General features: G+C 60.5%; 14 protein-coding genes. 5 read left to right on the top strand and 9 right to left on the bottom strand.

The annotated features are described in order from the left end of the window. Positions 1-39: 39 nt before the first annotated feature. Positions 40-456 (top strand): hypothetical protein, encoded by a 417-nt coding sequence (locus AC02Y0_RS04380; RefSeq protein ID WP_476382707.1) that lies wholly within the window; start codon positions 40-42, stop codon positions 454-456. Positions 457-513: 57 nt separating this feature from the next. Here the strand turns inward: AC02Y0_RS04380 and AC02Y0_RS04375 are convergent, their stop codons facing one another. Then, positions 514-1572, bottom strand: coding sequence for a hypothetical protein (locus tag AC02Y0_RS04375; protein WP_476382705.1), 1059 nt, complete (start codon positions 1570-1572; stop codon positions 514-516). Positions 1573-1700: 128 nt separating this feature from the next. Next, complete coding sequence (locus AC02Y0_RS04370; RefSeq protein ID WP_476382703.1) at positions 1701-2702, bottom strand: hypothetical protein; 1002 nt, start codon at positions 2700-2702, stop codon at positions 1701-1703. Between the two features lie 737 nt (positions 2703-3439). Between AC02Y0_RS04370 and AC02Y0_RS04365 the strand changes: the two genes are divergently transcribed. The 4 genes from AC02Y0_RS04365 (at position 3440) to AC02Y0_RS04350 (ending at position 6716) form a co-directional block, all read left to right on the top strand. Further along, a complete protein-coding gene (locus tag AC02Y0_RS04365) occupies positions 3440-4012 on the top strand; it encodes a HupE/UreJ family protein (RefSeq protein ID WP_476382701.1) in 573 nt (190 codons plus the stop codon). A gap of 245 nt (positions 4013-4257) precedes the next feature. Further along, entirely contained in the window at positions 4258-5031 is a 774-nt protein-coding gene (locus tag AC02Y0_RS04360) for an amino acid ABC transporter substrate-binding protein (RefSeq protein ID WP_476382699.1), read from the top strand. A gap of 252 nt (positions 5032-5283) precedes the next feature. Continuing rightward, entirely contained in the window at positions 5284-5964 is a 681-nt protein-coding gene (locus AC02Y0_RS04355) for an amino acid ABC transporter permease (protein WP_476382697.1), read from the top strand. Continuing rightward, the gene (locus AC02Y0_RS04350) at positions 5961-6716 is read left to right on the top strand and encodes an amino acid ABC transporter ATP-binding protein (protein WP_476382695.1); all 756 of its coding nucleotides are present in this window, start codon (positions 5961-5963) and stop codon (positions 6714-6716) included. Before AC02Y0_RS04355 ends, AC02Y0_RS04350 begins: the two co-directional genes overlap by 4 nt. A gap of 105 nt (positions 6717-6821) precedes the next feature. On the opposite strand, the gene AC02Y0_RS04345 is transcribed toward AC02Y0_RS04350, so the two are convergent. The 7 genes from AC02Y0_RS04345 to AC02Y0_RS04315 form a co-directional block, all read right to left on the bottom strand. After that, on the bottom strand, positions 6822-8747 hold the full coding sequence (locus AC02Y0_RS04345) for a methyl-accepting chemotaxis protein (protein ID WP_476382693.1): 1926 nt from the start codon (positions 8745-8747) through the stop codon (positions 6822-6824). A 397-nt stretch (positions 8748-9144) separates the two neighbouring features. After that, positions 9145-9495 (bottom strand): hypothetical protein, encoded by a 351-nt coding sequence (locus AC02Y0_RS04340; protein ID WP_476382691.1) that lies wholly within the window; start codon positions 9493-9495, stop codon positions 9145-9147. 78 nt (positions 9496-9573) lie between these two features. Next, entirely contained in the window at positions 9574-10038 is a 465-nt protein-coding gene (gene queF, locus AC02Y0_RS04335) for a preQ(1) synthase (protein ID WP_102018128.1), read from the bottom strand. 16 nt (positions 10039-10054) lie between these two features. Continuing rightward, complete coding sequence (locus AC02Y0_RS04330; RefSeq protein WP_476382689.1) at positions 10055-10963, bottom strand: cation diffusion facilitator family transporter; 909 nt, start codon at positions 10961-10963, stop codon at positions 10055-10057. A 163-nt stretch (positions 10964-11126) separates the two neighbouring features. Then, a complete protein-coding gene (locus AC02Y0_RS04325) occupies positions 11127-11459 on the bottom strand; it encodes a hypothetical protein (protein ID WP_476382687.1) in 333 nt (110 codons plus the stop codon). A gap of 5 nt (positions 11460-11464) precedes the next feature. Beyond that, positions 11465-11725, bottom strand: coding sequence for a hypothetical protein (locus AC02Y0_RS04320; RefSeq protein WP_476382685.1), 261 nt, complete (start codon positions 11723-11725; stop codon positions 11465-11467). Between the two features lie 103 nt (positions 11726-11828). Next, a complete protein-coding gene (locus tag AC02Y0_RS04315) occupies positions 11829-14012 on the bottom strand; it encodes an anthranilate synthase (protein ID WP_476382683.1) in 2184 nt (727 codons plus the stop codon). Between the last annotated feature and the right edge of the window lie 110 nt (positions 14013-14122).

Genomic DNA, 14122 nt, shown 5'->3' with positions numbered 1-14122 from the left:
ACAATCACACGACGCAACGCGAATGTATAGGTCACTTCCATGCGCACATTTATATCTATGACACTCGCTATCGGTCTCACCGCCTCGCCGGTGGCGGCAGAGACGAACACGGTCGAGAATTTTGTCCGCGCCATGGTGGAGTTGAAGCGCACCGGCGCGACCTGCGAGCCCTATGTACAAGGCTCTCCGCTCAGCCTCATGGCTGGCATCGACGCCTATTTCGTTGCGTTGAAACAGCCCGTTCCGAACCCCGTGGACGAGCGAACCAGGGACGGCATCGGCAAATTGATCAAGCAGCACGCGGCTTACATTTGCTCGACGAAACTTGTGAAGGCGCAGAACAACTACATCACTGCTGCCGGGAATTACATGAACAACAAGCCGGCAGAATGGCCGGACGCGCCCTGGATCGACTTCCCGCAATGGTGTCAGGACCCGGCCTGCGCGGAATACTGACATCCAGCTTTAGAGCCGGACTGAGACGAAGTTCGCGCCTCATCCAAGGGAAATTCCTCAGCGTTCGATCACGACCGCATTGCCGGTCTGGGACACGGCGCCCGAATTGGCACCCTGGACGGACTGGCTGTATTCGGCCGACTGCACCACGTCGACTGCCTGGGACGACGCGTCTTCGGCCGTCGCTTTCAGGACAATCATGTTAACATAGTTGTTCGAGTTCTGCGTGATGTTCGGCGAGGTGATCTGTGTGATTTCCTCAAGCGTGCCGTCCGGGCCATTCTTCAGCGTGACCACCTCGACGCGGTTATTCACGACCTGCTCGCCATTGCTGGAGGTCTGCTCCAAATAGCCAATGTTCTCGGCCTCGATGTAGTTGGCGATATTGGTGCCGTTCTGGCTGATCGAACCCCAGCGCGCACCATCTTCAAGCCGCACGACATTGTTGATGATCTGGTCGCCGGAGAAATCGCGGATCACCTCGTCGACATCGCGCGCGACGATGATATTGCCGAGATTGCTTCCCTCCTGCACGATCGCGCCGGCACCACCCGCACCCGTGACATCAACATGGTTGTCGACGCGCTGCTCGGCCTGCTTGGTGAAATTCTGCGAGCTGAGCGCCACCGACTGCTCGGAATAAACCAGGTTCATGGTGTTGGTGCCCGACTGGCGCAGAGTGCCCGGCAGGTCCGGCAGAACAAGGTTGTTCTTCGCTTGCTGCACCGAGCCATCGGCGAAATACTGCTCGACATTGCCGATATCACCGCCGACGACGGCGTTGCCGGTGTTGGATGCCTCCTGCTCGATCGTCTCGAGGGCCGAAACGGCATTCAGGATGATGTCATTGACCGAGAACTGCTTGCCCTCGAAATCCTGGCGCACGCTGTCGAGCGACCGATCACTGACATCGATGATGTTACCGGCATTGCTGGCAGTCTGCCGCGCCGACTTCGCGATGGACACGTTGCTCCAGCCAAGCGACTGACTTGCATCCTGCTGCCCTTCGAAGCTCTGGACAATCTGCGCCGACCGCACAAGCTCCTGCGTCGGAATGAGCGCAAGCGGCTCAGCGACCGGAAGACCGGGCCAGGCAACCAGAACCGCGCATGTCACGGCTAAGGAAACTCGATATCTCCGGGACATCGGAATCATTACCTTGGCTCATAATGAGCCAGGCCCCCACACATTCATCGAAAGAAATGAAACGGCCAGGCTGACGGATCAGCCTGGCCAATGTCCGATCAGTTCAAGTCGCCGATCGAGTTGGCAACGTTGGTTGCACTCTGCACGACGGCCTCGACGCGACCGTTTGCATCGATGAAGTTCGACGCGAGTTGTCCCACGTAAGCTGTCTGCTCGATATCAAGTCCGCCACCGATGGTGTCGATCGAGACCAAGTTCGTGGCATTCACAGCAGACTGATTGAGATCCCAGATGCTGGAGCCCCAGCCTTCGGAATCGACTACGTTGACAGCATCCTGAGAGACGCGCGAGAACTGCTCAAGCGTCTTCCCAACGGTTCCGACCGAAACGCTGTTGGCCACGTTAGTAGCGCTTTGCGTAGACGGGATAACATCGTCCAAAGCTGCCGTCTCAGTATTCAACGCGTTTCCATCGAGCCACTTTGTGAATTCGATGTAATTAGTTGCGTCCTGATCGCCATCTGCATCCTGCTTTATCTCGTCAAGATCGTCGACATCCACATCCGCAGAGATCGAGATCAGATTAGCAGCGTTGACAGCTGACTGAGCGATATCTTCAAGCGTCTTGCCTTCGGAAAGATCATTGGTCGCCCACTGATCAAAATATGCGACCTGCTCAATCTTCTCGAGGTCGATGCCGCCTCGGCGCGCAGCCTCAACTTCTTCTTCCACGGCACCGATCGAGATGGAGTTCACAACGTTCGTGGCGCTCTGAGTGATATCCTTGACGATAACATGGCGCCCCCAATCAAGATCAATCTTGTTTTCGGCATCCTGTTCGAAGCCCCCCCGACCTCCAACGGTCTGAGAGATATCCTCCACTCCGCCCGTGCTGGTCAGCGACACCAGATTGGCAGCGTTAACTGCAGTCTGCCCGACGTTCACAGCTGACTTTACATCCTTGATCTCGTTCAGAGCTTCCTGGATACCGGTCGCAAGCTGTTCGATATCCGCACCGTGATTGCTATGGTTATTGCGACTATCAGCCCAGGCCGTCGACGCCATCAGCGCCAATACTGAAGCTACGATTACACTTTTCATGGTCTCTCTCCTCTGCTTCACCTATCGCCCCGATTTCAATCCGTACTCAACCACCTCAGACAGAGAATAGGTCGTACCAGACAACAGAGCTTCTCACTCCCCCAGAGTCATTCTGGAGAATATCAAATAAATTCAACGATTTTTCTCAGCCATACAGAAGATACGCGGATTTTCTGATTACAGAACAAGAACGTTCGCACTCGCAGCAATGACGCCGCCACGCAATACAGCACTAAAAACATAGCGATATTTTAATGGTTTCGCAACAATACTGACGATTGAACAGACTTACACCACCGAGATACAAGCACGCCTTCTTTGCTTGCGTCAATACTTTATTAACACAAAATTAATGACGATAAATGACACTGGATTGCCGGTTTATTTCGTTTTCGAATCAGCCTCTTGCATAACTTTAGTTGCACGAGCGACTGAATGTTCCGCCTAAACACCCTAAATTTGGCCTGGTTCCAGCGCCCACAAGGAGCGCGCCGAGCGCTGTGCGACCACGCTTGCGGCGCGCTCGCATAGTAACCGTCTGTACTACTGTCGGTCCTGCACAAGGCCCTGCCGCAGATGCCATCACCCACCCCCGGCATTCGACGTAGGCTTGTCTGAGCCTTTGTCGTGGACATCCGCGAACGGGTTACGCTAGGCTTAGGGATGGTTTAAGGGGACGATCGGCGGGACCGAATTCCGGCCGCCTTGAGTCGACCAAATAGAGGGACGAAAAAGACATGTTGAAGCGCCTTTCATTCACCGCCGCCCTGCTGTCGCTGGCAGCAAGCCCCGCCTTTGCGCATCTGGATCCGGCAGCCCATGGCTCGCTGATGGCAGGCATCTCGCACCCGCTCTTCGGCGCCGATCACATCCTGGCCATGGTCGCCGTGGGTGTCTGGGCAAGCCAGATCGGCGGCCGCGCGCTCTGGGCTGTTCCGGCTGCCTTCGTCTCGATGATGGCTGTCGGCTTCGGCCTCGCCGTTGCAGGCGTCGACTTGCCCTTCGTCGAGCCGGCGATCCTTGCTTCGGTCATCGGCCTTGGCCTACTGGTCGCAGCCGCCGTGCGCCTGCCGGTCGCAGCGTCGGCCGCCGTCGTCGGCATCTTCGCCCTCTTCCATGGCCATGCCCATGGCGGTGAACTCGGTGCCGCCGGCGCCCTGTCCTTCGGCCTCGGCTTCCTGATCGCAACCACCGCCCTGCATGGCGCCGGCATCGCGCTCGGCCTTGGCGTCACCCGCTTCGGCCCTGCTGTCGCCCGGATCCTCGGCCTTGCAACCGCTATCGGCGGTGCCGCGATCGCCTTCGGCTGACACCACCCTTCAGGCCGCATAACGGCTCTTCCATTAGACCGCCGCGAAGCCCGGTTCCATGCTGGAACCTTCGCGGCGGTTTTGCGTTCCGGTCCGCCGACAGACCGCGCCAAGCCAGGCGACGAAGGCTGAGAATGAGCAAAATATTCTCATTTGCCCATTTTATTTGCTCTTTTCTCTCATCCCTCACGGGCTGCGATCTGCGAAGACGGCGACACCGAATTATGGAATGAAAGGACGTTCCCATGCGTTGGCTCAAGACGATCGCAGTCGCTGCAACCTTGCAGACCCTCATTTTCCCGCCGGCCTTCGCGGGCGAGAACCTCGACCAGATCAAGGCGGCAGGCGTCATCAAGATCGGCACCGAGGGCACCTACGCACCCTTCACCTTCCACAATGCCGACAACAAGCTTGTTGGCTTCGATGTCGAAATCGGCGAAGCCGTCGCCGCCAAGTTGGGCGTCAAGGCAGAATTCATCGAAGGCAAGTGGGATGGCCTGATCGCCGGCCTCGACGCCAACCGCTATGACGCCGTCATCAACCAGGTCGGCATCACCGAGGCGCGCAAAGAGAAGTACGACTTCTCCGATCCCTATATCGTTTCCAAGGCAGTGCTGGTCGTCAAGAACGACAACGACGAGATCAAGAGCTTCGAGGATCTGAAAGGCAAGACCTCTGCCCAGTCGCTGTCCAGCAATTTCGGCAAGATCGCCGAAGCAGCCGGCGCTGAACTCGTCGGCACCGACGGGTTCGACCAGTCGATCCAGCTCGTGCTGACCGGCCGCGCCGACGCCACGATCAATGACAGCCTGTCCTTCCTCGACTTCAAGAAGCAAAAGCCCGACGCGCCGGTGAAGATCGCCGCCGAAAAGGCCGAAGCCGATGCCTCCGGCATCATCGTGCGCAAGGGTGACCCGGAACTGGTCGCCGCGATCAACCAGGCGCTGGCAGATATCAAGGCCGACGGCACCTATCAGAAGATCGCCGACACCTATTTCGGCCAGGACGTCTCGAAGTAACAACCCCCCTCCCCTTGAGGGGAGGGTCGGAGCGAAGCTCCGGGGTGGGGTGATCTCACCGCATCAGGAAGGTTCACCCCCACCCGCCGCTTCGCGGCGACCTCCCCCCTCAAGGGGGAGGTGGAGAACGCCGCCGGTCGCAGTGGCTTTGCCGCTCGGTCGGGGCGAAACACCTTTGTTATCCAATGCGGCAGGGGCGCTTTTCGTCTCTGCCGCAAAATCGTTTCGGTTCCCGTTCTCAAGGATACCCCAATGCCGCACTGGCTCGACCTGATGCTGACCTCGCTGCCGACCCTACTCTGGGCCGGGGTGAAGTTTACCATTCCCCTGACGCTGCTGTCGTTTGCATTCGGCATCACGCTCGGCCTGATCACAGCCGTCACGCGGCTGTTTGCGGCAAAGCCTCTGGTGCTGATCGCGCGCTTCTATGTGTGGGTGATCCGTGGCACGCCGCTTCTGGTGCAGCTCTTCGTCATATTCTACGGTCTCCCGAGCGTCGGCATCCTGCTCGATGCCTTTTCCGCCGCGCTGATCGGCTTCACGCTGAATGTCGGCGCCTATACCTCGGAGATTATCCGCGCGGCCATTTCGTCCGTGCCCAAGGGACAGTGGGAGGCGGCCTATTCGACCGGCATGACCTGGGGGCAGGCCATGCGCCGCACCATCCTGCCGCAGGCCGGCCGCGTCGCAGTGCCACCGCTGTCGAACACCTTCATCTCGCTGGTGAAGGATACCTCGCTTGCCGCCGCCATCACCGTGCCGGAGCTCTTCCAGTCGGCCCAGCGCATCGTCGCCACGACCTACGAGCCGCTGATCCTCTATATCGAGGCGGCCCTCATCTACCTGGCGCTGAGCTCCGTCCTGTCGGCGCTGCAGGCGCGGCTCGAAACCCGCTTCGCCCGTTATGGCGGCATGCTGGAGTCTAACCGATGATCACGCTCTCCCATATCGTCAAGCGCTTCGGCGACGCGACCATCCTCAACGACATCTCGCTCTCCATCCCCGAAGGCAGTGTGACCGCACTCGTCGGCCCCTCCGGCGGTGGCAAGAGCACGCTATTGCGCTCCATCAACCTTCTGGAGCAGCCGACATCCGGCAAGGTGCAGATCGGCGCGTACGGGATCGACTTCACGCCGGGCCGCAAGGTCGCCTTTGCGGAGCTTCAGAAGATCCGTTGTCAAACCGGCATGGTCTTCCAGAACTTCCAGCTTTTCCCGCATCGCACCGCGATCGAGAATGTCATGGAGGGCCTGATCACGGTGCAGAAATGGTCACGCGACAAGGCCCATGCCCGCGCCACAGAGCTTCTGCAAAAGGTCGGCATGGCCCACAAGGCCGATGCCTGGCCGTCGGAACTGTCAGGCGGCCAGCAGCAGCGCGTGGCGATCGCACGCGCCCTTGCGCCTTCCCCGAAGATCCTGCTCTGCGACGAGCCGACCTCGGCGCTTGATCCGGAACTGGCCGGCGAGGTGGTTGACGTGTTGAGCCAGCTGGCGGCCGAGGGCACGACCATGGTCATCGCCACACACGACCTTCGCCTTGCCTCGAAGATTGCAAGCCAGGTGGTGTTCCTGGAAGCCGGCGTCGTGGTCGAAACCGGGCCCGGCGAGCAGATCTTCCGCAACCCTGAGCGCGAGCGCACGAAGCGCTTCGTCTCCTCGATCAGTGCGGCCCAGGCCTTATGATCGACAGCGCTCGAAGCGCCGCGTCGAAACGAAAATACGAAGAAGGGCGGCGCGAGGGATCGCGCCGCCCTTTCTCATGTTTTGGATCGGAGCTGATCCGGTGGATCAGAACTCCTGCCAGTCGCCATTGACCGCGGCATTGCCGTGGAAGGCGGTGGCAAGCTTGCGGCCAAGCGCCTTGGCCGGCGACGGTCGATGGGTCTCTGTAACAGTGGCCGCACGGGGACGCAACCCAACCGGTGCGCCGTGGTCCACCACCCGGAACTGGGCGAGAAGACCGTTCAGCGCTACGACTTCCTGCGCCAGACCATAGCTCGCAGCCGTCGTCTCTTCGACCATGGCGGCATTCTTTTGCGTATCCTGGTCCATCTGGTTCACGGCCGTGTTGATCTGCTGCAGGCCCGACGACTGCTCCTGGGCGGATTCGACGATGGCAAGCACATGGCGGTTGATTTCCTGGACTTCGGCAACGATAGTTTCCAGCGCCTTCCCGGTATGGCCAACCAGTTGCACACCTTCCTGTACCTGCTCGTTGGAGGTCGTGATCAGCGACTTGATCTCCTTCGCAGCCGTGGCAGAGCGCTGAGCAAGTTCACGCACTTCCTGGGCAACGACCGCAAAGCCCTTGCCGGCTTCGCCAGCGCGGGCAGCCTCAACGCCGGCATTCAGTGCCAAAAGGTTAGTCTGGAAGGCGATTTCATCAATGACGCCGATGATGTTTGAGATCGACTGCGAGGACTGCTCGATCTTCTCCATCGCAATGACGGCACGGCGGACGATATCGCCCGATTCCTCGGCACCGGACTTGGCACGCGAGACGAGCTGGCCGGCTTCCTGGGCTCGCTTGGTCGAATCCTTGACCGTGGTGGTGATTTCTTCAAGTGCTGCAGCCGTCTCTTCAACGGCAGCGGCCTGCTGTTCGGTGCGCTTGGAGAGATCGTCTGCGGCAGACTTGATCTCGTTTGAGCCCGCATCGATGCCGCGGGCATTGGCCGCGACCCGCGACAGCGTATCCTCAAGCTTAGAGGCCGAGTTGTTGAAGTCCGTGCGCACGCCGTCGAGCGAGGCGACGAAGGGCTGCTGGATGCGGAAGGAAAGGTCCCCCTCGGCAAGCTTCGACAGTGCGAGCGCCAGATTGTCGACCGCAAACTTCACGTCCTCGGTTTCCCGCAGCGACTGCTCCTGGCGGGCCAGGCGCTCCTGTTCGCTCATGCTGCGATTGGCCTCGGCCTCCTGCTCCAGGCGAACGCGATCCTTGGCATTGGCGCGGAAGATTTCCGCCGCCTGGGCGATCTGACCAATTTCGTCCGACCGCTCGAGGCCGGGAATATCCTCCTCGACATTGCCGGCAGCGAGACCGGCAAGGCGGACGCGCAGGCGAAGCATCGGCCCCGTGATCCCAACCTGGGAGATGTAGAGGGCGACGGCAAAGGCGATGACGAGGCCGATGGCGACACCGGCCACGCTGGACCAGGTGGTCGACTGAACGGAAGCGCCGAGTGCGGCCGTGCCATCGGTCAGCAGAGCCTGCATGGCCTGATTGTGATTGCCGCTGAGCGTCGAGAGCTGGCCGAACAGCTCTTCATGCAGGCTTTGCAGTTCGGCGACCTTGGCCGTATCGCCGGCTGCGGCAGCGGCCAGCATCTGGTCGAGATTGTCCTTCAACTCGCCGACAAATCCGATGAGTTCCTTCATGGCATCCGCCCGGCTCGGCAGTTCATCGCTGACCCGGCCATAGCGCTCATAGGCCGTCTTGAAGTTCTTCTCGTAGCGCTCGCCCAGAGCCTTGTACGCTTCGGACTTCGGATCCATGTCGGCCATGCGCAGCGACATCGAGACGGAGGTCCAGATGGCAGCGGAGGCGCGTGCACCGAGGATCGTCAGATCGGTCTCGCGAGTGAGCAGGCTCTGATAGCTCTGGTTTGTGGAGTTGAGGGCGACCGCCAGCCAGGCGGAGGTGGCGGTAGACATGATTGCCAGAACGAGCAGGGCGCACAGCACCTTGCTTCTGATCGTGAGCTTTTCCAACATGGAGTGTTCCTTTCGGGCACAAATAACGTGGAGCCAGGGCGCAGGACGTCGTGCCGCCGCCGCATGTGACTGCGGCACCGATCGGACACCATTCGCAGGTAAGGCTGCGCTTTTGACGCCCCTGAACCACAAATCGAAAAAAGTTGGGAAGCCCATTCATTGGGCCAAAGAACGAGACCTGCGGTGACCGGAAGCACACCGCCCGACAGGATCTCACAAGTGAAAACCCGTCACGACCGGCATGTCCCTCGGAGGTCATCCGCGGAGAACAAGGACTGCGCAGAAGACAATTTCATCCGCGACCATTTGTCGAAAATACGAATATCGAGATATCGTGAACAAATGGTTAGAACCGGCACCGCCGGTTGTGTCCGGAGCAGCACTCGCTCTCCAGAAATCACACCGGCGGATCGGTCACGAAAGGCATGATGTCGACCCCATCTCCGGGAAACACCGTGATATGTGGATGGTCGACGAAGAGCTGCGCGGCGGCCTCCGCCGTCTCGGCCTCGACGATCAGATAGCCGCAGATGGCATTCGCCGCCGGCGAGACGCCGGCCCGCGTGACCCGCGTCGTCTTGCCGACCATGCCGCCGCGATTGACGATGGCTGCCGCGTTGCGCTCTTCCCATTCGATCCATTGCGGAATGCCGGCGGCATCGATGGCATCCTGCTCAGCCTTGGGCAGGTTGCGAAAGCGCGCGAAATCCTCGTGCTTCATCGTGTAGACGGCGAGAAATTTCGGCATGTCGGCTGCTCCGGGTCTGTTAAGGACATGCCGGAGGCTAGCGCTTCGGGGGACCGAAGTCACCCGAAGCCTTGGCGATTAGCCGCGACCGCGATAGGTGGCGACACCCTGCTCCGGCAGCCAGACGCCCTTGGGCGCCTCGCCGGTCTGCCAGAAGACATCGATCGGGATGCCACCGCGCGGATACCAATAGGCGCCGATCCTGAGCCACTTGGGATCGAGCAGCTCAACGATGCGCTTGGCGATATAGACCGAGCAATCCTCGTGAAAGGCGCCGTGATTGCGGAAGGCAAAGAGGAAGAGTTTCAGCGACTTCGATTCCACCAGCCAGTCACCGGGAATGTAATCGATGACGATATGGGCGAAATCCGGCTGGCCAGTCATCGGGCAGAGCGAGGTGAATTCAGGGGCGGTGAAGCGCACGACATAATCCGTGCCAGCATTGCCATTCGGCACGCGCTCGAGAACCGCGGTTTCGGGGCTTGTGGGTGCTTCCACGCTCTGGCCGAGCTGGGTCAACCCGGATGTATCGGTCTTGCTCATGGGATATCCTTTTATCTCAACGCCCGAATTCGATGCCGGCGCCATGCGCCACTTCGTTTTCGGGCTCTACATGAATGGTGACGCGCGTGCCGGGCACCGCCTTGTGCACGGCCATTTCCAACCGGTCACAGATCACATGCGCATCGCGCACCGTCATCTTCGAGGGCACGACCAGATCGAAGGCGACGAAGGTGGCAGCCCCTGCCCGGCGCGAGCGCAGATAATGCACACCAAGCGAGCCTTCGGAATTTTCCTTGATTGCCTGGCGGATGGCCTCAGCCTCGTCCGGTGACACGGCGATGTCCATCAGGCCTGCCACAGACTGCGCAATCACCTTCCAGCCCTGCCAGATGATGTTGAGGGCAACGAGGATCGCGAGAACCGGATCCAGAATGGCATAGCCGGTCGCCAGCACCAGAAGCAGGCCGATGATGACGCCGATCGAGGTGACCACATCGGACATGATGTGCTGACCATCGGCCGACAGCGCCGGCGACCGAAGGCTGCGGCCAACCCGGATCAGGAGCGTTGCCCAGGCGGCATTGATGATGGCGGCAAGGCCGTTGATCGCAAGACCAAGGAACGGTGCTTCGGGCAAAGTGGGGTTCTGCAAGGCCGGGACCGCCTCGCGGATGATCAGCAAGGCTGCGACCACGATCAGCACACCCTCAAGCACCGCCGAGAGATATTCCGCCTTGTGGTGACCATAGGGATGATCGTCATCAGCAGGCTTCTGCGCATAGCGAATGACGAAATAGGCGATGAAGGCGGCAATCACGTTGACGGTCGATTCCAGCCCGTCCGAAAGCAGCGCGACCGAGCCTGTCACCCACCAGGCAAGAAGCTTCAGCCCCATGACCCCGAAGGCAAGCGGAATGCCCCAGAAGGCGATGCGCCGCACCAGATTACTGTCTTCAGCCGCCATGGCCATCTTCCCTGCAGATGCGAGTGAATTGCAGCAGCAATTCCAAAAACGACAAAACCGCCCGGCAAAGCGGGCGGTTCGTTTGAATGTCGGCAGTGTAATGGCGAAGGGTTAAGGCGAGGTCAAGGCGAAATGGGTGGTGTGCACAGGCGGGGATGCGCATTCAGGTATCTGGCAACGACGGGCTAAGATCTCTCAGGAATTTCCGAAGGATCTCGGCACTCCTCTGGCCGCGCGCATCTCGAATGTCGATGACAAGGACCTCGTCAGGGGTGATCGCGTAGAGCAACGAAAACGGCGTGCCACGAATGTGATACTCTCTAACCCGATCGAGATCCTCGAAGCGTGCGGCGCTCTCCGGATAGGTCAGGATAGTTTGCTCAGCCAAGGCAAGGGCAGCAGATGCCGCCACGACATCGAGTTGCGGGTGGCTCCGATAGTAGCGGCGCATCCAGCGAAGGCCGAGTTCGGAGGTCGGCAGATAGCGGAGCCGCATCGCCTTCAGCGTCCCTGCGGGAAATCGTCCTCATCCGAGAGAAGCCACTGATGGATCGGAGCGCTGTCGACCGCCTTTACATTACCGGCATCGATGAGACTTAGGCCGTGATGTAGCAGCTCACGCGTGGCCACGCGTTCTTCCACGAGATTGCGGATCGCCTGATCAGCGAGGTCGGCCGGAGAACGGTTGTCGAAGCGCGCAATCTCTTCCAGCGCCTCGTTCAGGCCGACGTCGATTTCAGTTGTTACAACGACCTTGTTCATCGGATCATGGCTCCCTGGCAACGTGGCGCAAAGAAACTCTGCAACGGAGTGCGGCGGCTGTCAAACAGAGCTTCGGGGCGCCGAAGCGCCCCGCCCACAATCCTCAGGCCGCCTTCACCTTCTTCCGCTTTGCGAGCTTCTCCACCACGTTCTCGATCATCCGCATGCCGGCGTCGCCGCCGAGTGTCATGATCGATTCCGGGTGGAACTGGACGGCGGCGACCGGTTCCTTCGCGTGTTCGATGCCCATGATCGTGCCGTCTTCGCTTTCCGCCGTGATGACGAAGTCACGGTGCAGCGTCGCCGGATCGGCAAAGATCGAGTGGTAGCGGCCGACGGTGACCTCCTTGCCCAGGCCTTCGAAGACGAGGCCGGGTTCGAGCACGCGGATGCGCGACGGCTTGCCGTGCATGGGGACAGCCAGTTGGCGCAGGTCGCCGCCATAGGCTTCTGCCAGCGCCTGCAGGCCAAGGCAGACGCCAAAGATGGGGAGTTCCCGGGCCCGCGCCTTCTTAATCGTCGCCTTGCAATCGAAATCCGTCGGCGACCCCGGACCGGGCGACAGGACGACGAGATCCGGATTGAGACGGTCGAAGATCTCCTCCGGCACCGGCGTGCGCACGGTGTTCACGGTGGCACCCGTCTGGCGGAAATAATTGGCCAGCGTGTGGACGAAGCTATCCTCGTGGTCGACGAGCAGGATGTTGACGCCCTCGCCCACGCGGGCCACGCCGCGCTTGGACTTCGGATCGGACTTGGCGTCGCGGATGGCGGCGATCATGGCGGAGGCCTTCAATTCGGTTTCGGCTTCTTCTTCGTGCGGGTCGCTGTCATTGAGCAACGTGGCACCGGCGCGCACCTCGGCAATGCCGTCCTTGATGCGCACCGTGCGCAGCGTCAGGCCCGTGTTCATATCGCCGTTGAAGCCGACCATGCCGATCGCGCCGCCATACCAGGCGCGCGGGCTCTTCTCGTGCTTTTCGATGAAGCGCATGGCCCAGAGCTTCGGCGCACCGGTGACGGTGACGGCCCAGGCATGGGAGAGGAAGCCGTCGAAGGCATCCATGCCGTCGCGCAATCGACCCTCGATATGGTCGACGGTGTGGATCAGGCGCGAATACATCTCGATCTGGCGGCGACCGATGACCTTGACCGAGCCTGGCTCGCAGACGCGGGACTTGTCGTTGCGGTCGACGTCCGAGCACATGGTGAGCTCGCTCTCGTCCTTCTTGGAGTTGAGCAGCTTCAGGATCTGCGCCGAATCCTCGATCGGGTCCGCCCCGCGCTTGATGGTGCCGGAGATCGGGCAGGTCTCGATGCGGCGACCATTGACCCGCACGAACATCTCCGGCGAGGCGCCGACGAGATATTCCTGGTTTCCGAGATTGATGAAGAAGGAATAGGGCGACGGATTGATTTCCTTCAGCCGCTTGGAAATCTGCGACGGCTTTGAATCGCAGCGCTCCATGAACTTCTGGCCGGGAACGACCTCGAACAGATCGCCCTTCCGGAAGCTCTCCTTCGCCTTGGTGACGAGTTCGGCATATTCGCCCGGACGATGATCCCCGCGCGGCGGGATCGTGTCGGTATGCTTGAATGGCTCAGGCGCGATCTCTTCCGACTGGCCGACGGTGGTCACATCGCCCTTGGTGAAATCGTAGCGATCGATCCAGGCCTTGGCGGAATAGTGGTCGACGACGAGGATCTCGTCGGGGAGGAAGAGCACCATGTCGCGCTGGTCGTCGGGACGGATGAGCTTCAGGTCGATAGCGTCGAACTGGAATGCGAGATCGTAGCCGAAGGCGCCGAACAGGCCGATGGCGGCGTCTTCTTCCGAATAGAAGAGTGCGGTAATGGCGCGCAGCACGGTAAAGACCGTCGGCATCTTCGAGCGCTCTTCTTCGGTGAAGACGCGCGACGGCAGCTTCACATCGAGATCCAGCCGTGTCGCGGTGCGGGTACCGAGCGCCAGATCGTCGACCGAAGCCAGAGCCTCGGCGATCATGCTCAGCAGCGCTTCGCCGCGGCCGTTATAGGCTTCGATCCAGACCTTGCGGCCGAAGGAGGAAATGCCGAGCGGCGGATCGACGATCGCTGTGTCCCAGCGGGTATAGCGACCGGGATATTCGTAGTTCGAGGAAAAGACAGCACCACGCCGCTCGTCGAGCTTGTCGACATAGCTGGAAACGGCATCGGCATAGGGCGTCGGGCGGCGCTTGCGCGAAACGGTCACACCGCCGCGCGTCTGATAGGCTTCCGCACCGTCTTCCTGCAAAATCGTCGACATGTCAGTCCTTTTCCGTTCTTCGAGGCCCTCTCCCGGCGCCTTGAATACAAAAAAGCCGCCTCAGGAGTGTGTCCGGGCGGCTTTGGGGTCAATCGTCTGAAGACATGACT

This window comes from Allorhizobium sp. nf9_anc (assembly GCF_056323085.1).
Note: the sequence above shows the minus strand (reverse complement) of the source record. Positions and strands in the feature narration are given on the sequence as shown.